General features: G+C 67.2%; 20 protein-coding genes. 8 read left to right on the forward strand and 12 right to left on the reverse strand.

Features of this window, described 5'->3' with window-relative positions:
* Window positions 1–2 precede the first annotated feature (2 nt).
* The 3 genes from rraA to A7G45_RS07175 are packed head-to-tail and all read right to left on the reverse strand — an operon-like array spanning window position 3 to window position 1,666.
* A complete protein-coding gene (gene rraA, locus A7G45_RS07165; protein WP_260935290.1) occupies window positions 3–482 on the reverse strand; it encodes a ribonuclease E activity regulator RraA in 480 nt (159 codons plus the stop codon).
* A gap of 24 nt (window positions 483–506) precedes the next feature.
* A complete protein-coding gene (locus A7G45_RS07170) occupies window positions 507–989 on the reverse strand; it encodes a hypothetical protein (RefSeq protein WP_260935292.1) in 483 nt (160 codons plus the stop codon).
* A gap of 20 nt (window positions 990–1,009) precedes the next feature.
* Window positions 1,010–1,666, reverse strand: coding sequence for a DUF6474 family protein (locus A7G45_RS07175; RefSeq protein ID WP_043402454.1), 657 nt, complete (start codon window positions 1,664–1,666; stop codon window positions 1,010–1,012).
* Window positions 1,667–1,973: 307 nt separating this feature from the next.
* Between A7G45_RS07175 and A7G45_RS07180 the strand changes: the two genes are divergently transcribed.
* From A7G45_RS07180 to A7G45_RS07190, 3 genes are all read left to right on the forward strand, one after another.
* Window positions 1,974–3,416, forward strand: a complete 1,443-nt coding sequence (locus A7G45_RS07180) for a hypothetical protein (protein WP_260935295.1) — start codon at window positions 1,974–1,976, stop codon at window positions 3,414–3,416.
* 62 nt (window positions 3,417–3,478) lie between these two features.
* Window positions 3,479–3,970 (forward strand): ImmA/IrrE family metallo-endopeptidase, encoded by a 492-nt coding sequence (locus A7G45_RS07185; RefSeq protein ID WP_043402463.1) that lies wholly within the window; start codon window positions 3,479–3,481, stop codon window positions 3,968–3,970.
* Window positions 3,967–5,130 carry a hypothetical protein gene (locus A7G45_RS07190; RefSeq protein ID WP_260935298.1) on the forward strand — a complete coding sequence of 388 codons (1,164 nt, stop codon included), beginning with the start codon at window positions 3,967–3,969 and terminating at the stop codon, window positions 5,128–5,130. Before A7G45_RS07185 ends, A7G45_RS07190 begins: the two co-directional genes overlap by 4 nt.
* A 48-nt stretch (window positions 5,131–5,178) precedes the next feature.
* Here A7G45_RS07190 and A7G45_RS07195 read toward each other — a convergent pair whose 3' ends face one another.
* The 4 genes from A7G45_RS07195 to A7G45_RS07210 form a co-directional block, all read right to left on the reverse strand.
* A complete protein-coding gene (locus tag A7G45_RS07195; RefSeq protein WP_043402926.1) occupies window positions 5,179–5,577 on the reverse strand; it encodes a helix-turn-helix domain-containing protein in 399 nt (132 codons plus the stop codon).
* A gap of 447 nt (window positions 5,578–6,024) precedes the next feature.
* Window positions 6,025–6,558, reverse strand: a complete 534-nt coding sequence (locus tag A7G45_RS07200) for a peptidase (protein WP_260935301.1) — start codon at window positions 6,556–6,558, stop codon at window positions 6,025–6,027.
* Between the two features lie 217 nt (window positions 6,559–6,775).
* Entirely contained in the window at window positions 6,776–7,399 is a 624-nt protein-coding gene (locus A7G45_RS07205; RefSeq protein WP_043402473.1) for a superoxide dismutase, read from the reverse strand.
* 144 nt (window positions 7,400–7,543) lie between these two features.
* Window positions 7,544–7,699 (reverse strand): hypothetical protein, encoded by a 156-nt coding sequence (locus tag A7G45_RS07210; protein ID WP_260935305.1) that lies wholly within the window; start codon window positions 7,697–7,699, stop codon window positions 7,544–7,546.
* Window positions 7,700–8,094: 395 nt separating this feature from the next.
* On the opposite strand from A7G45_RS07210, the gene A7G45_RS07215 reads away from it, so the two are divergent.
* Genes A7G45_RS07215 through A7G45_RS07225 form a run of 3 tightly spaced genes read left to right on the forward strand, consistent with a single transcriptional unit; the run spans window position 8,095 to window position 10,310 of the window.
* Complete coding sequence (locus A7G45_RS07215; RefSeq protein ID WP_260935307.1) at window positions 8,095–8,436, forward strand: rhodanese-like domain-containing protein; 342 nt, start codon at window positions 8,095–8,097, stop codon at window positions 8,434–8,436.
* A 58-nt stretch (window positions 8,437–8,494) separates the two neighbouring features.
* On the forward strand, window positions 8,495–9,460 hold the full coding sequence (locus A7G45_RS07220) for a DUF4328 domain-containing protein (protein ID WP_308204033.1): 966 nt from the start codon (window positions 8,495–8,497) through the stop codon (window positions 9,458–9,460).
* Between the two features lie 4 nt (window positions 9,461–9,464).
* Window positions 9,465–10,310 (forward strand): glycerophosphodiester phosphodiesterase, encoded by an 846-nt coding sequence (locus A7G45_RS07225; RefSeq protein ID WP_260935310.1) that lies wholly within the window; start codon window positions 9,465–9,467, stop codon window positions 10,308–10,310.
* Here the strand turns inward: A7G45_RS07225 and A7G45_RS07230 are convergent.
* The 3 genes from A7G45_RS07230 to A7G45_RS07240 all read right to left on the reverse strand — a co-directional run bounded on the left by A7G45_RS07230 (window position 10,307) and on the right by A7G45_RS07240 (window position 12,635).
* Window positions 10,307–10,855, reverse strand: coding sequence for a ferritin (locus tag A7G45_RS07230; protein ID WP_043402482.1), 549 nt, complete (start codon window positions 10,853–10,855; stop codon window positions 10,307–10,309). The two genes, A7G45_RS07225 and A7G45_RS07230, sit on opposite strands and share 4 nt — an antisense overlap.
* A 152-nt stretch (window positions 10,856–11,007) precedes the next feature.
* Window positions 11,008–11,775 carry a CPBP family intramembrane glutamic endopeptidase gene (locus A7G45_RS07235; protein ID WP_260935313.1) on the reverse strand — a complete coding sequence of 256 codons (768 nt, stop codon included), beginning with the start codon at window positions 11,773–11,775 and terminating at the stop codon, window positions 11,008–11,010.
* A 59-nt stretch (window positions 11,776–11,834) separates the two neighbouring features.
* Entirely contained in the window at window positions 11,835–12,635 is an 801-nt protein-coding gene (locus A7G45_RS07240; protein ID WP_260935316.1) for a DUF2470 domain-containing protein, read from the reverse strand.
* Between the two features lie 121 nt (window positions 12,636–12,756).
* Here A7G45_RS07240 and pheA point away from each other — a divergent pair, with 121 nt between their 5' ends.
* Window positions 12,757–13,662, forward strand: a complete 906-nt coding sequence (pheA, locus tag A7G45_RS07245; RefSeq protein ID WP_260935317.1) for a prephenate dehydratase — start codon at window positions 12,757–12,759, stop codon at window positions 13,660–13,662.
* Complete coding sequence (locus tag A7G45_RS07250) at window positions 13,659–14,333, forward strand: histidine phosphatase family protein (protein WP_260935319.1); 675 nt, start codon at window positions 13,659–13,661, stop codon at window positions 14,331–14,333. The genes pheA and A7G45_RS07250 overlap by 4 nt, the downstream gene beginning before the upstream one ends.
* On the opposite strand, the gene A7G45_RS07255 is transcribed toward A7G45_RS07250, so the two are convergent.
* On the reverse strand, window positions 14,334–14,531 hold the full coding sequence (locus A7G45_RS07255) for a hypothetical protein (protein ID WP_043985809.1): 198 nt from the start codon (window positions 14,529–14,531) through the stop codon (window positions 14,334–14,336).
* Window positions 14,532–14,580: 49 nt separating this feature from the next.
* Window positions 14,581–14,931, reverse strand: a complete 351-nt coding sequence (locus tag A7G45_RS07260) for a metallopeptidase family protein (protein WP_043402495.1) — start codon at window positions 14,929–14,931, stop codon at window positions 14,581–14,583.
* Window positions 14,932–14,933 lie beyond the last annotated feature (2 nt).

The following is a 14,933-nucleotide window of genomic DNA, read 5'->3' on the forward strand; positions in this document are numbered from 1 at the left end:
GATTACGGGGTAACGACGACGATGCCGTCCTCGTCGCAGTAAGCGATGTCGCCGGGGACGAAGGTGACGCCGCCGAAGGTCACCTCGACGTCGCGGTCGCCCGCTCCGGTCTTGGTGCCCTTGCGGGGGTTGGTGCCCAGCGCCTTGATGCCGACGTCGATGGTGCGCAGCGTCGACGCGTCGCGCACCGGGCCGTTGACGATGACGCCCGACCAACCGTTGTCGTGGGCGAGACCGGCGATGATGTCGCCGACGAGGGCGGTGTGCAGTGATCCGTCGCCGTCGACCACCAGGACGCCGCCGTCGCCCGGCGTCGACAGGATCGACTTGAGCAGGGCGTTGTCCTGGAAGCACTTCACCGTGGTGATCGGTCCGGCGAACATGGTCCGACCGCCGTAGTTCTGCAACTGCAGATCGCAGCTGCGGACATCGGGATAGATCTCGTCGACGAGGTCAGCGGTGGCGCGGGGTTCGATGGTCACCCGCCGATTATCTCAGGGGCGCTGTCAGTCGGCGGCGCGGCGTCGGACCAGCAGCACGAGGAGCAGGGCCAGCACGGCCGCGGCGATCACCGCGGCCGCCGGCACCCCGGAACGCTGGGGAACGGGCGGAGCCAGCGTGAGGACGGGCAGTGGTGCGGGTGCCACCTCGACGGGCGTGGGAGATTCGGGTGCCGCTTCGGCGGGCGCTGCCGCTTCGGCGGGCGCCGGCGGTTCAGGGACCGGGAGTTGGGGAGCCGCGGGTTCGGGAGCCGGCGGTGCCGGTGGCGCGACCTTGGGCGGAGCCTTCTTCGCGGGGGCCTTCTTGGCCGGGGCGGTGGTCGCGGCCTTCTTGGCGGGAGTCTTCTTCGCCGGCACCTTTTTGGCGGGCACCTTCTTGGCAGCGGCCTTCTTCGCCGGCGCTTTCTTGGCGGGAGTCTTGTTGGCCGGCGTCTGATTCGCCGGAACGCTGGGCTGCGACTCGTCGGGGGAATTCTGCTCGTCTGCCATACGGGTGCTCCTCCGAGCGGTCAGGACACCCCGAGGCGGGCCAGGACGTCTGCGTCGATGCCGTTGAGCTGGTTGTCGATGGCGGCGTGCGCGGTCCGTCGCTGCGGGGCCGGCATGTTCTCTGCCGCGGTCACCGCGGCAGAGAGGTCCGCCAGCTTGCCCGTCAGCGTCGTCACGAACTGCTTGGTCTCGGCGTCCTTGGGCTTGTTCTCGGCCACCTGGCGCAGCGAGCGCTCTGCGCCGGCGATCCGAGCGGACAGCGCGCCGCCGGTGCCGGAGAACTGCCCGATCTGGCTCAGCGGAACGCCCAGCTGGTCCGCGCGGCGTTGGTCGATGACTCCGCGCGCGGAGATCGCCGCCCGGTAGGCCACCGGCACGACGACAGGCGCGAGGATTCGCGACACCATCAACAGCCGGCGAATCTTGGTCGGCGACAGCAGCTTGCCTTCGCGGACTGCTTGCAGCCGCGTTTCAGCAACTTTGAGTGCCACTTTGTCGCTGTCGCGCTGGGCCTTGACACCGGCCCGGTCCCGCTTGGTTTGCCGGCGACCGTCCGCCTTGATGCGGCGAGCCTCGTTCTTGGCAGACAGCCGCGCTTCGAGTTTTGCCTTCGCCTTGATCGCCTTCGCCTCGGCGCGGCGGGTTGCCCGGCTCTTGCGTCGCTTGAACAGGCCCATTCCGGCTGACCTCCCGGTCGTCTCGACACGTGTGCACGATCTTGCTGCGATGGTGACGCCACCTTATCGTCCGTGGGCTGGAATCGGGCACCGGGTCGCAGGTCGAATTACGCCGCAATTCCAAGGTGGAATTTCCCACATTTCTGACTACTTTATCCAGCAAACAAAGTCGGGCAGTTGTGCGACAATTATTCAGAATTCAGCAGAGCGGGTTTTCGATGCCATGAAAGCGGAGGGGACGATGGCGCCACGCCAACGAATAGCTACAGCTGCCGCTCTGACGGCATCTGGGCTGTTGATCGCTGGCATGGGCGGTGCAAACGCCTTCGCTGACTCTGCAGCTTCCGGTAGTGGCTCGAGTGACCACAGTGGCGGGGCTTCGCACCACGCCGACAAGCCCGGCGGCAGCTCAACCGCTGGTCGCGGGCACAAGGCCCCTGCGCGGCCGACCAAGCCGACGGACGGCCAGTCGCAGACGCCGTCGACCGGTAGTACGGGTTCGGGCGCGAAAACAGATAAGCGCGGCGCATCGGGCGGCGTTGCCAAGGGTGGCTCCGAAGCTGGTGTTCACGGCCCCGGCAATACCGGTGAATCCGGCAAGAATACGTCCGAAAGCAATCCTTCCAGCAAACAAAACAATGCAACTTCGCCGGGTCGATCCGAGGAATCTGGAACATCAAACCCGGCCGCTGGCGAACATCAGCCGTCGGCCGGCTCGTCGACGCAGCAGACGGAAACCGGAACGACCACTGGCACCACCGCGCCCGCCACAACGGGCGGGACAGGCCAACCGGAACCGGCCGCCACGTCGGGCCCGGCGCCTGCCACCGCCATCCACCTCCCCGGCATCAGCCTCCCCGGTATCAAGCTTCCCAGCCTGCCGAGCCTGCCCGGACTTCCTGGCCTACCGGCGCTTCCGCACCTGCCCGGTCTACCCGCTCCGGGCGGCGTCAGCCCAGGCAGTGGCTCGGCAAGTCCCGCGTCGCCGACGTCGCCCACCAAGACCCCGGCCAAACCGAAGCCGGCCGCCGCGACGACCACCATCAACCTGGGTGGTCTGACGTTCTCCCTGCCGTCCGCGGCGGTCCACACGTCGCCGACCGGCGCCGTGCAGGGCGTGGACCTGACGAAAATCCCGCTGGCGGCACTGATACCGAGGTTGCCGCGGTGGGATCAGCTCCCGCAGCTGCCCGACATGTCGAACATCCCGGTGCTGGCGCAGCTCGCCGCGATTCCGGTTTTCGTCCTCGCCCACATCGAGCCGGTCTATGACTTCGTCGCAGGGCTCACCAACGCCACGCTCGACGCCGCGACGTCGCTGCCGTTCATGCAGACGTCGATTTCGATGCTGAGCGAGCAAGTCGTGCCGGGCATGAATCTCGGACGCCCGAACCGCATGCCCGTGCCGACGGGGAGCCTGCCGGTGGCGCCCGTGCTGGATACGCCGGCATTTCCCGCGCTGAAACTGGACAGCCCGGTCGTCGTCAGCGCACCGGCCGAAGTTCCGGCGGTGCGGTCACCGCAACCGACCACTTTCGGCACAAAGAACGAGATCGTCGCCGAACCCGCATTCCGCGCCGGATATCCTGACTACCTGCGCGCAGCCGGTCTCAGTGAGGTGGCGGCGGTGGCCGTCCCCGGCTTCACCGGCATCCTCATCCTGACGGGCGCCGGTGGGCTGGTCGGGTACCGGCAAGCGCGCGCTGGTCACGTGGTCCGCCGCAGCGGCACTGCGCGATTTATGACCTGACAGAACGGGTCTGCGGCACAATTGATGGCAACCGTGCCAATCGCAGTGAAAGGGGGTTCGGCATGCCCGCGAGCCGCCGCGTCACACGCGCAGTCAATTCGGTGCTGGATCTTGCCCCGCGACGTGGTGAGGTCTCACTCGCCCGTCTCGTCGACGCGGTCAGTGAGGACCGTGGCCGCCCCATCGAGGTGACCATGGCCGACCTGCCCGCCGGTGTGTGCGGACAGTGGCGCCAGTACAACGACCGCGATGTGTTCCTCTTGCAGAAGGGACTCCCGGCCGGTGACCGGACCCTCGCCCACGAACTCGGCCACCTCGTTCTCGGCCATGACGGCGTCTCCGTTGTCGAGGCCGCCCGGGACTCCATGGAGCTGGCGAGTTCCGATCTCATCGGTTACATGCTGAATCAGCGGACCGGTTGCATGGGGCCGGCCGGTGAGGAAGCCGAACAGGAAGCCGAGGACTTCGCCGCGCTGCTGATCCACCGGCTGGGTCGGCTGCCCTCTGACCGGTCCTCGATCGTCCAGATCCGTCTCGGCGAGGCGTTTGGTTGATCATCTGGGTAATCGCCGGCCTGCTCGGCCTGGCGACCGGCCTTCGTATCGGTTGGGCACTGGTCAACAAACAGTCGCTCGTCAGCGCAGCGATGATCGTCGCACTCGGCAGCCTGGGCTTGGTCGCGGCGCTGAACTGGGAGCCGCTCACACTGCTGCTCGACACCATCCTGCACTGGCCGAACGTGTCCAGCATGCTCAGCCAGGTGGCGCTGATCGCGTGTGCCGCCGGCAGCTGCGTCATGATCACCTCGGCGTCGTCGAGCCGTAAACCGTTGGCGATCCGGCGCATCGCCATGGCCCAGTACAGCGTCGCCGCAGCCATCGCGGTGCTCACGCTGGTGCTGTTCTTCCTGACCCCGCGGCAGCCCGAGATGGCGCCGGAGGAGTACCTGCGCCGGAATCTCGGTTCGGGCGGCAACTCGCTGTCGTGGCTGCTGCCGTTGCTGTACGTGCTGTTGGCGCTGACGCTGGTCGCCTGGGCTGGGGTGCGTAACTCCAACCGGACCCGGCGCGGCCGGGCCTTGTTCGTCTTCAGTATCGGCATCGTGCTGATCGTGCTGGCCAGTGCGTTCATTCTGCTGCGCGCCGTGGGCAGCACCCAGCTGGTCGGAGTCGGCGCGGCAGCGACGATTCTCGGCTGCGCGATGCTGGTGGTGGCCAGTGGCTCGCTGATGCCCAGCGTCGAGGACTGGTTCGGGGCCCGGCGGGAACTGCGGACGATCGCTCCGCTGCTCGCTGAGTTGAGTCGCCGTCACCCGAACATCGGGATCGGCGTGCGCCCGCGCGGGCCACTGTTGTTCCGGGTTGCCGAGCAGATGTCGCTGATTTCGGACGCGCTGTACCTGGAGGCCACGGTCGTGCTGGATGGTGGCGGCGCAGGGGGCAGTCAACGGGTCGACGTCGCGCCCGATGCGCAGGCACGGCGGGTGGCCAGCTGGATCTATGACGGTCGCAGCGACCGGCCGAAGGGCGCGTCGCGCACGAAGTTTCCTGGGCCGAGCTGGCTGAGGCAGCCTGCGACGTATTCGGATCGGGAGTGGATTCTGGCGATTGCCGCGGAGTTCCGCGAGCTGGAGCGGCAGGGTAAGGCTGATGCGACCGGAGCGGCCGCCAAGGCGCCGGTAAGTCGGGTCAAAGCAGTACGACCAGCGGATTAACGGAATCCGCTGGTCGTAATGTGGTCTGGCCCGGTCGGGCTAACCGGATTAGCTGTCGAGGTTCTCTTGGCGACGCAGCTCGTCGACCTTGTCGGCGATGTCCTTCTTGGCTTCCGGGGACAGGCCGACGGTACGAGCGGCAATGCGGCGGATGCCCTCATCGCGCATGTTGGCGAGCCAGGTCAGCTCCCGGTCGAGCTTCTCGTAGTACTCGTCGTCGGTGAAGTAGGCCGGCTTGATCCTGAAGAAGTTGGCAAGCGCGGCCATGGTCGCGACAGACGGGTTGGTCCGGTTGCCCGAACGCAGCTGCGACAGGTACGGGGCGGACATGGTCACACCTTCGGCCTTGAGTGCAGCGATGACCTCGGCAGATGTGTGTGCACCGCGTCCTGGCGGGTAGACGGTGTCAAACAGCCGGTTCAGCCGGGCGGCGAACGTCATGCTCATCGGTTCTTCCTCCACTTAACGATATCTCTAGGCGTCAGTGTCACTATTTGCTGACTATCGTAGCGAGAGTTGCGCCGGGAGCCAAGTGCAAACCACGGAAAACTCGATCCAGCTACCAAATTTGTCGGCCTAAAGGCCTCCGAACAGGGATTCTAAGCGCGGATCTCAGGGCCTGCCTGCAGTCGGAGGAGGCAAATTTTGACGCGTGTGCTATTTTGCCCGGACCTCGGCTGCGCGTCGCACCGCAGTCTCTGTCGGGTGGTGGACGATTCAGCAATCCGGGGGCAGTGCGGTCGGAATCGCCCTAAGTGTTTGCCGTTAGCCTACCGGCCATTAACCATGGCGGCAGGACGTGGCAACCGCTCGCGCTGCTGGTCGAGCGCCCTGGGCGGCATGGCGTGGGCGCAGCAAGAATGCGTACTTCTTTGCTGTTAACCCACTGTTGGGTTAGGCGGCAAGCAGCATCGCGAGAATCGCGGTATCAGGGTGGCTGATGGGGTCCACGCCGACCCTGCTGACCATCGATGTGATGGTGCCGTCCGCTTCGGCTTCAACCCAGGCGGCCCGGTGGTCGAGTCCCAGGTAAGGAAGTCCGGGTAGGAGTAGGCAGCCGGATGCGGCACCGCGGCACTCCGGGAGGGAAGGTGTCGTCTCGGCGGGCGGATGGAGCATCAGCAGTGCCGTCGGCTGGTGGTCGGCGAAGTATCCGGGTGGCACCGCGGCTTCGCCAACAACGGGGCCTTCGGCGAGAACCAGGCCGACCGTTCCCGGCTGTGGATGTTCTGGAAGTTCTTCGCGCGCCCCGAAGATGGTGGTGGTTGCCAGCAAGCCGGGCAGTGAGGCCACCCGCACGGCGACCATCAGTAGCTGGGCCCATTCCTTGGTGGAATCCGGCCACCGCCCGGAGACCACGAACCCCTTCAGTGCGCCGCCGGAATGGAACGGGGCAATTTCGACCGCTTGACCAGACCCGCTGTCCATGGCTGCCTCCGGGTGCTCAAACAACAATCCATCGATACGACAGTGGATCGCTGGTTCCAGGGTGCGGCAGTGGCGGGTTAGCACGCAAGAGTGCCCGAGTGCCAGAAGTGTCACGTGAGCCGAAAGTGGATTTCGGCTCGCGCAGCCGAAGTTCCGGTGGTAACGAGAACGGGGCGCCGCGCACAAGCGCGACGCCCCGTTGCCTTCAAACGCGAGATCAGCCGAAGATCAGACCATTGGTCTTCGTGGTGGCAGCAGCGAAGCGCTCCTGCACGTCGGCCCAGTTGACGACGTTCCAGAAGGCCTTGACGTAGTCCGCCTTGACGTTCTTGTACTGCAGGTAGAAGGCGTGCTCCCACATGTCGACCTGCAGCAGCGGGATGATGCCGAGCGGCACGTTGGCCTGCTGGTCGTACAGCTGGAAGGTCAGCAGCCGGCCGCCGAGGCTGTCGTAGCCGAGCACTGCCCAGCCCGAGCCCTGCAGGCCGTTGGCGGCCGCGGTGAACTGCGCGCGGAACTTGTCGAACGAACCGAACTGATCGTCGATCGCCTGTGCGAGCTCGCCCGTCGGCTTGTCGCCACCGTTGGGGGACAGGTTCTTCCACCAGATCGAGTGGTTGACGTGGCCGCCGAGGTGGAAGGCCAGGTTCTTCTCGTTCAGGAAGATCGCGGCGTGGTCGTCTCCGGCCCGCGCCTCCTCGAGCTTGGCCACCGCATCGTTGACGCCCTTGACGTAGGCCGCGTGGTGCTTGCTGTGGTGGATTTCGTTGATCTGACCGGAGATGTGCGGCTCCAGAGCGCCGTAGTCGTAGTCCAGTTCCGGCAAGGTGTACTCAGCCACAGGATTCCTTCCTTAGATGATCGCGTGCGGGATCAACGACCCTAGTCGGGGTTCGTCCACAGATCCGAGACCACATTGCTCCATCGCTGCGCGCACCGCAAGGACACCCCCGTAACAGGGGTGGGATCGACGCCCGTTGGGGCTTTAGACCAGAACGATCAGAACAAGCACCAGCAGCAGGACCAGCGAGATGATGCCGGCGCGGATGCAGGCGACCAGTTGGCTGTTGGTGCGGGATGGGAAAGCGGAATGCCACTCCGGCGATGCGCCCGAACCTGGACGCAACGGATGTGCCGCCATTGCATGCTCCCTGACCTGCCAGAACAATCCTGAGTTCCCGACTTCGAGCGGAGTGAGGATTGTCACAACCGGATGTTGTGACGCCGATCATAACCATTTGCCGGCGGGACGGGGAAATCGGGCGCCATCGGCGGCGGGTCGGGTCCGCGGCTCCAAAAGTACTTAGCTCGACAAGCTTTTTCGCTCAGTCAGCGTGTCGGCCTGTTGATCAATCGGGTGGAGCGGCCACTCGTTTATCCCCAGTCAATTACGGGTTTGGTGCGCTACCGCCGGTACGGGCGTCCGCGGGCGGGCCGCTGCCCTGTGGATGAACCTGTGGAAACTGTGGATAGTTCGGCGATTGCTGTGGTGGCGTGCCGTGGTGGCGTGAGTGCCGCCCATGCCAGCATGTACCCATGGACGATGTGCACGTGCCACAGATTGACGTCGATCAGTTGCCCGCCGAGTTCGACTCGACCGCGGTCCTGCTCGACGTACGCGAAGACGACGAGTGGGCCCGTGGCCATGCCTCCGGGGCGCAGCACATCCCGATGAGCGAGGTGCCTGCCCGATTGGGCGAGATCGACGGTGACGCCACGCTGTACGTCATCTGCCACGCCGGTGGCCGATCGCTGAAGGTCTCGCACTACCTGGCGCGCAACGGGTTCGAACCGACGAACGTCAGCGGCGGGATGCTGGCCTGGGCCGGGTCCGGTCGCACCGTTGTCACCGACGACGGCGCCCCCGGCGCCGTCTGACGGCCCGTAGGCTGGTCCCGTGATCCAGGTCTGTTCCCGGTGCTCGACGCGTTGGAACGTGCGTGATCGCCAGCGCCAGTGGTGCCCGCGCTGCCGCGGCCCGCTGTTGGCGCCTGTCGCGCAACTGCCGGCCGCCGGGCAGGCGAAGTCGGCGCGCGGATACCGCTGGATCGCGGTGCGGCCCGGCCCGGCGCCGAAGCCGCGGCGGCACCAACCGCCGTTGGGGCCGACGCCCCATTACGACCACATCCCGCGCTGGGGCCTGACCGACGAGTTCACCGAACAGGACCCTGGGCAAGCCGTTGGGCCGGACGCATCGCATCGCGGACCGTCGACCGCGGTGGTGCAGACGGTCGCGGCCGTCACGATGATCGCGCTCGGGGCGGCGGCGCTGATGCACGTCGTGCGCTACATCCTGCTGCTGATCAACCGCACCGTGCTGCTCAATCCGTGGGTCGCGATCGCGGGCAGTTGGCTCGGCGTCGCGGCGAGCGTCGTCGCGTTGTTCACGGTGCTGGCGATGGCCATCGTGTTCACCAACTGGCTGATCGCCCGCCGCTCGGCGGCCTATCACCGGGCGGGCACTTCCGAGCCACGCCGGCGCTGGGTGCTGTGGGTGGGCTGCCTCGTCCCGGTGGTGAACATGTTCCTCGCGCCGGTGTTCGTCACCGAGATGGCGACGGCCGAGAACCGCATGAACACGTTGCGTCGCCCGATCGGCATCTGGTGGGCGATCTGGGCCGTTTCCGGTCTCGTCGTCGCGTGGTCCATCTGGGGCATGTTCGCGACCGATCCGCAGGGCATCGCCGACAGCACCGAGGTGACGATCATCGCGTACCTGATGGGCATGCTGGCGCTGGCGATGGTCCTGCGCGTCTATCACGCCTTCGAGCGGACGCAGGCCGACGCACCCGCACGGCGCTGGGTCGTCGCGGGCGCCGAGGAAATCGTCGGGAAAGCGGAGGCATCGGCCGCGGATTCGTCCGTTCCGGTTGAGGCCGCGCCGGAGGAACCGGCAGCATAGGACCATGGCCTCGGACGGGCAGGACGGCACACTCGGTCACCCATTCGTGGTGGCACACCGTGGCGCGTCGGCCGAGCGGCCCGAGCACACGCTGGCGGCCTATCAGCTGGCCCTGAGCCAGGGCGCGGACGGCCTCGAATGCGATGTCCGGCTGACCCGCGACGGGCACCTGGTGTGTGTGCACGACCGCAAGGTGGATCGCACGTCCAACGGCACCGGGCTGGTGAGCGAGATGAGCCTGGCGCAGCTTCGCGAATTGGATTACGGCGCATGGCATTCGAGCCGGGCCGACGGCGGTCAGAGTTCGGCCGGCCTGCTCACCCTCGACGAGCTGATCCGGCTGGCGCTGGACTGGGCCCGCCCGGTGAAGCTGTTCATCGAGACGAAGCATCCGGTGCGGTACGGCGCGCTGGTCGAGAGCAAGGTGCTTGCCCTGCTGCACCGGTACGGCATCGCCGCGCCGGCCTCCGCGGATCTCGCTCGCGCCGTGGTGATCTCGTTCTCGGCGGCCGCGGTATGGCGGATCCGCCGCGCCGCGCCGATGCTGCCGACGGTGTTACTCGGCGAGACGTCGCGGTACTTGGGTGGCAGCGCGGCGACGACCGTCGGCGCGACGGCGGTGGGGCCGTCGATCACGACGCTGCGCGAGCATCCCGAACTGGTCGACCACGCCGCCGCGCACGGGCGTGCGCTGTACTGCTGGACCGTCGACCACTACGAGGACGTGCGCTATTGCGCGGATCTCGGCGTCGGCTGGATCGCCACCAATCACCCGGGCCGGACCAAGGACTGGTTGCAGAACGGGCTGACGGGCGCGGGCCGGGACGCCGGCCAGGACGCCGAAGGCTAGAGATTGCCGCCGGCGGCTTCGGGAGCGGTCGGGTCGACGGCGCCGGCACCGGCGAGCTCGCGGGCGACGAAATCCTCGAGGTTGAACAGGTTGTCGCCGGCCCGGTCGGCGATCTTCACCAGCGTGGTGATGGTCGCGACCTCTTCGACCTGCTCCTTGAGGAACCACTGCATGAACTGCTCGCCGAGGTAGTCGCCCTCTTCGCGGGCCACGCTGGCCAGCCGGCTGATCTGCTCGGTGACGACGCGTTCCTGCGCCAGGGCGAGCTTGAGGGCGTCGGTCGGCGACGTGAAGGCGTTGCGCACCGGATCGACGCCGGGAATCTCGACCTCGATGTCGCGGTCGAGCAGATACTTCACCAGCATCATGGCGTGATTGCGCTCCTCGACGGCCTGCGCATAGAAGTGCTTGGCCAGCTGCGGGAGGTCTTCTCCATCGAAGTAAACAGCGACCGCAATGTATTGCTGAGAGGCGCCGAATTCGCTCCGGATCTGTTCCTGGAGGAGTTGGTGGAATTTCGTCTCGAGGCGCGTCACTTCGGTCATGGAATTCAAGATAATGCAGGTCAAAGGGCCTTGTCATGCAAGGTCAACCTAATTCAGGAAAGGATATCCTTACCCGGTGTGACGGGCGCAATATATTCAAATTCGAATTGCTGAATAGGAATAAAGGTAAGCCTTGGCTGGCGTCGGCGGAATTACGGTGAGTGCAGCCAGCCCAGATGGCGCGCCGCCAATGCGTAGCCGACGAATGCCACCGTGTCGATCACGCCGTGCCCGATGATGAGCGGCCACAACCGGCCGGTGCGCCGCCAGGTGTACCCGAACACCAGCCCCATCACGATGTTCCCGAGTCCGGCGCCGAACCCCTGGTACAGGTGATAGCAGCCGCGCAGCAGCGCCGACAGCGCCAGCGACTTGGTCGCCGAGACGTCCAATTGGCGCAATCGGGTCAGCAGGAATCCGACGACGATGATCTCCTCGGCCCAGGCGTTGGCGAACGCCATGAGCAGCAGCACCGGAATGCGCCACCAGGTGTCGCCGAGCGTGCTCGGCACGACGTCGACGCCGATGCCCAGGGCCCGGCCGACCACGTACAGCCCGAGTCCGGGCAGGCCGATCAGCGCGGCGAGCCCCAGGCCGCCCAGCAGATCGGGGCGCCACCGGAAACGACCAAGCCCGATCGCCGCGGGCCGGAAGCCGGTGCGCCACAACAGATACAGGGCCAGGGCGCCCCAGCCGACCAAGGTGAAGACCGGGCTGAGATTGAGCAGGAAGTCGATGAAGTCGATCGGGGAGCGCCGGTGGTTGAGCGCCACCTTCTGCCCGGACAGCCCGAGGATGACGGCCTCGGCCAGGCTGACCACGGCCGTGTAGGCCGACAGCCCGAACGTCACCGCCAGGACCACGGCGACCTCGATGCGCAGTGCGCGTCGTTCGGTGTGGTCCTGCTGCGGTCCGGTCATCGCAGCAACGGTAACCGCGCTTGTCTAATGCTCTTCGCGCAAGCGGCTCATCGGTGCGCTCAGAGCTTGCGCGCGCGCAGCCCGTTGAGGAATGGGCAGCCCATCAGTGTGCGGATGGCCTGGCTGAGGCCGGTGACGTCGTCGACGGGCTTGCTGAACGGCAGCCGGACGTCGTGGTCGCCGTCTTCGCGTTCGATGCGCAGCTGTACGCCGTAGCGGTCCAGGCCCAGCGGGCGCACGTGGCCGTGGCGCAGGGTGATCGGCAGCCGGCTGGCGAGCCGGTCGACCATGTCGCGGTGTGCGCTTTCCATGTGTTGCACCCAGTGCGATTCCATGGCGCAGAACGGATCGGGACGAGCGTCCAGGAGTGCGCCGACGGGCACGGATTCGGCGCCGGTGGCGTCGGCCACCACGACGGACTCGATCTCGAGACGGACCAACACGTACGGCGTGTCGGTTTCATCGTGGCCGGCGCCATTTACCTGGAGCAAGGCGGGATGAGGGTTCTCGGAGGCGACCAGGTCGAGCATGGCCGGGACGCGTGCCGCGGGTACGTCGTAGAGGCGACCGCGGAACCAGACCAGGGAGCGCACCCGTTCGCGCAGCGGCAGGGCGGCCAGGTCGGTCAGCTCCAGCATGGCGGCGACCCCGCCGGCTCCAGCGGCGGTGACGGTGGCGGCGAGCAGTCCGGTGGCGGGCACGGTCAGGACGACGGAGCCGTCGGCCAGCAGGTGGTGCACCGGTGCGGTCGTCGGGGTGACGCCGTCGGCGGCCAGCGTCGCGTCGGCGGCCCGGGTGCACGCGCTGCGGACACGTTCGGCCGTGGTCGGTGCTGCGATTGTCGTCGTGAGGTCGCGCATGTCCCGCCTTCGCTAGTAAGTGAGGTAAGCCTAAGTTAACCATCGGCGGGTGTTGGCGCAAGGCCTATCGAAAGGCCCGCGTCGCGGGCTCTGGCGGGCGGGCAGCCAGTAGGGTTGCGGCGTGGCACGCATCGCCTATCTCGGGCCGCAAGGCACTTTCACTGAAGCGGCCATGCTGCAGCTGGTCGCCGGCGACCCGGATTTCGAACCGATCGCCTGTGACAGTTCGAGCGCGGCAGTGGAAGCCGTTCGCATGGGGGCCGCGGATTACGCGTGCGTGCCGATCGAGAACTCCATCGAGGGTTCGGTGCTGCCGACCATGGACAGCCTGTCGTCGGGCAGTGGAGTGCAGATCTTCGCCGAGCACACGCTCGACGTCTCGTTCAGCATCGTCGTCCGTCCGGGTGTGGCCGCCGACGCGGTGTCGACCGTCGCGGCGTTCCCCGTGGCCGCGGCCCAGGTGCGCCGCTGGCTGGCTGAACGGCTGCCGCACGTCACCCTGGTGCCCGCGATCTCGAATGCCGGTGCAGCGCAGCAGGTTTCCGAAGGTCTGGTGGATGCCGGGGTGAGCACCGCGCTGGCCGCCGTGCGGTGGGGGCTGGATTCGCTGGCCGACGGCGTGGTCGACGAACCCAATGCCAGAACACGTTTCGTGCTCGTCGGCCGTCCCGGCCCGCCGCCGCCGCGCACCGGTGCCGACCGGACGTCCGTCGTGCTGCGGCTGCGCAATGAACCGGGTGCCCTGGTGTCCGCGATGACCGAGTTCTCGATCCGGGACATCGATCTGACCCGCATCGAATCTCGGCCCACCAGAACGGAATTGGGCACCTACATCTTCTTCCTGGACTGCGTCGGGCACATCGACGACATACCGGTCGCCGAGGCGCTGAAGGCGCTGCACCGGCGGGTGGCCGAGGTGCGGTACCTGGGGTCGTGGCCGACCGGGGTGGCCGCCGGTGCCGCGCCGCCGGTCACCGATGAGGCGACACAGTGGTTGGCGGGGTTGAGAGAGGGGAACCGCGGATGAGCGGGCGCTTGGTATTGGTGCGGCACGGGCAGTCGGAGGCGAACGTCGCCAAACGGTTGGACACCCGGCCGCCGGGGGCGCCGCTGACGCAACTCGGTCATCAGCAGGCCCGCGATTTCGGGATCGACTGGGCGCATCCCGTTGGGCTGGTGGTGCATTCGGTGGCGGAGCGGGCCGTGCAGACGGCCGCCGACATCGCCGACGGCCTGGGTCTGGACCCGGTCGAGGTCCACGGCATCCACGAGGTGCAGGTGGGCGACCTGGAAGACCGGAGTGACGCCGACGCCATCGCGCAGTTCGACGCCGTCTACGACGAGTGGCAGCGCGGTGTTCTTGATGTCGCCATGCCGGGCGGTGAGACCGGTCTCGAAGTGCTGGACCGGTATCTGCCGGTGCTGACGCATCTGCGGGTGCGGTATCTGGACGACCGCGAGTGGGCGGGCGACATCCTGGTGGTGGGCCACGGTGCGGCCATCCGGCTGGTGGCCGCCCAAATGGCCGGTGTGGACGCCGATTTCGCGTCGGAGCATCATCTCGCCAATGCCGAGTGCGTGGTGCTGAGCCCGATCACCGACGGCCGGTGGAGCTGCGTGCAGTGGGGCTCGGTGCTGCCGCCGTTCTATCCGGGGCACGACCCCGAGGCGCCCGTCGCGGCCGACCCGATGGGCTGACTATCCCGCGGCGCGCAGGCCCACCGCGGGTTGTGCGCAGCCGCACGAGACCACGTCGCAATCGATGCGCAAAGTGTGCTCGGACTCCGGTAGCGCGCACGTCTCGTCGGTGCATTCGGCCGGCAGACCGGCGTGCACGATGACCGTGCCGTGGCAGTGCGCCAGCCCGTCCACGCAGTTGCGGCAGGCGGTGCTCATGGACTCTGTTGTAACACCGCGGTCCGACAAATTCGCGGTGCCGCGCTGTTCAGCCCCAGCCCAGCTCGTGCAATCGTTCGTCGTCGATGCCGAAGTGGTGGGCGATCTCGTGGATCACCGTGATGGCGACCTCATCGACGACCTGCTCCTCGGAGTCGCACATGTCGAGCAGGGCGTCGCGGTAGATCGAGATGGTATCGGGCAGTGCGCCCGCGTAGAAGGAATCCCGCTCGGTGAGCGCGACCCCTTCGTACAGCCCGAGGATGTCGGGGTCGTCCGGATTGCGCGGTTGCACCAGCACCACGACGTTGTCGAGCGCCGCGGCGAGCCGGGGCGGGATGAGATCGAGCGCGTCGGACACCAGCTCCTCGAACCGCTGCTGCCCCATGCGTACCGGCATGG

Origin of the sequence: Mycolicibacterium llatzerense, assembly GCF_025331195.1 — a bacterium.
Classification (GTDB): domain Bacteria; phylum Actinomycetota; class Actinomycetes; order Mycobacteriales; family Mycobacteriaceae; genus Mycobacterium; species Mycobacterium llatzerense.

Excerpts from the sequence above, each read along its gene's own strand:
- A7G45_RS07170 (WP_260935292.1), bottom strand. The coding sequence starts at position 989 with ATGGCAGACGAGCAGAATTCCCCCGACGAGTCGCAGCCCAGCGTTCCG.
- A7G45_RS07175 (WP_043402454.1), bottom strand. The coding sequence starts at position 1,666 with ATGGGCCTGTTCAAGCGACGCAAGAGCCGGGCAACCCGCCGCGCCGAG.
- A7G45_RS07180 (WP_260935295.1), top strand. The coding sequence starts at position 1,974 with ATGGGCGGTGCAAACGCCTTCGCTGACTCTGCAGCTTCCGGTAGTGGC.
- A7G45_RS07185 (WP_043402463.1), top strand. The coding sequence starts at position 3,479 with ATGCCCGCGAGCCGCCGCGTCACACGCGCAGTCAATTCGGTGCTGGAT.
- A7G45_RS07195 (WP_043402926.1), bottom strand. The coding sequence starts at position 5,577 with ATGAGCATGACGTTCGCCGCCCGGCTGAACCGGCTGTTTGACACCGTC.
- A7G45_RS07200 (WP_260935301.1), bottom strand. The coding sequence starts at position 6,558 with ATGGACAGCGGGTCTGGTCAAGCGGTCGAAATTGCCCCGTTCCATTCC.
- A7G45_RS07210 (WP_260935305.1), bottom strand. The coding sequence starts at position 7,699 with ATGGCGGCACATCCGTTGCGTCCAGGTTCGGGCGCATCGCCGGAGTGG.
- A7G45_RS07215 (WP_260935307.1), top strand. The coding sequence starts at position 8,095 with ATGGACGATGTGCACGTGCCACAGATTGACGTCGATCAGTTGCCCGCC.
- A7G45_RS07225 (WP_260935310.1), top strand. The coding sequence starts at position 9,465 with ATGGCCTCGGACGGGCAGGACGGCACACTCGGTCACCCATTCGTGGTG.
- A7G45_RS07230 (WP_043402482.1), bottom strand. The coding sequence starts at position 10,855 with ATGACCGAAGTGACGCGCCTCGAGACGAAATTCCACCAACTCCTCCAG.
- A7G45_RS07235 (WP_260935313.1), bottom strand. The coding sequence starts at position 11,775 with ATGACCGGACCGCAGCAGGACCACACCGAACGACGCGCACTGCGCATC.
- A7G45_RS07240 (WP_260935316.1), bottom strand. The coding sequence starts at position 12,635 with ATGCGCGACCTCACGACGACAATCGCAGCACCGACCACGGCCGAACGT.
- A7G45_RS07250 (WP_260935319.1), top strand. The coding sequence starts at position 13,659 with ATGAGCGGGCGCTTGGTATTGGTGCGGCACGGGCAGTCGGAGGCGAAC.
- A7G45_RS07255 (WP_043985809.1), bottom strand. The coding sequence starts at position 14,531 with ATGAGCACCGCCTGCCGCAACTGCGTGGACGGGCTGGCGCACTGCCAC.
- A7G45_RS07260 (WP_043402495.1), bottom strand. The coding sequence starts at position 14,931 with ATGCCGGTACGCATGGGGCAGCAGCGGTTCGAGGAGCTGGTGTCCGAC.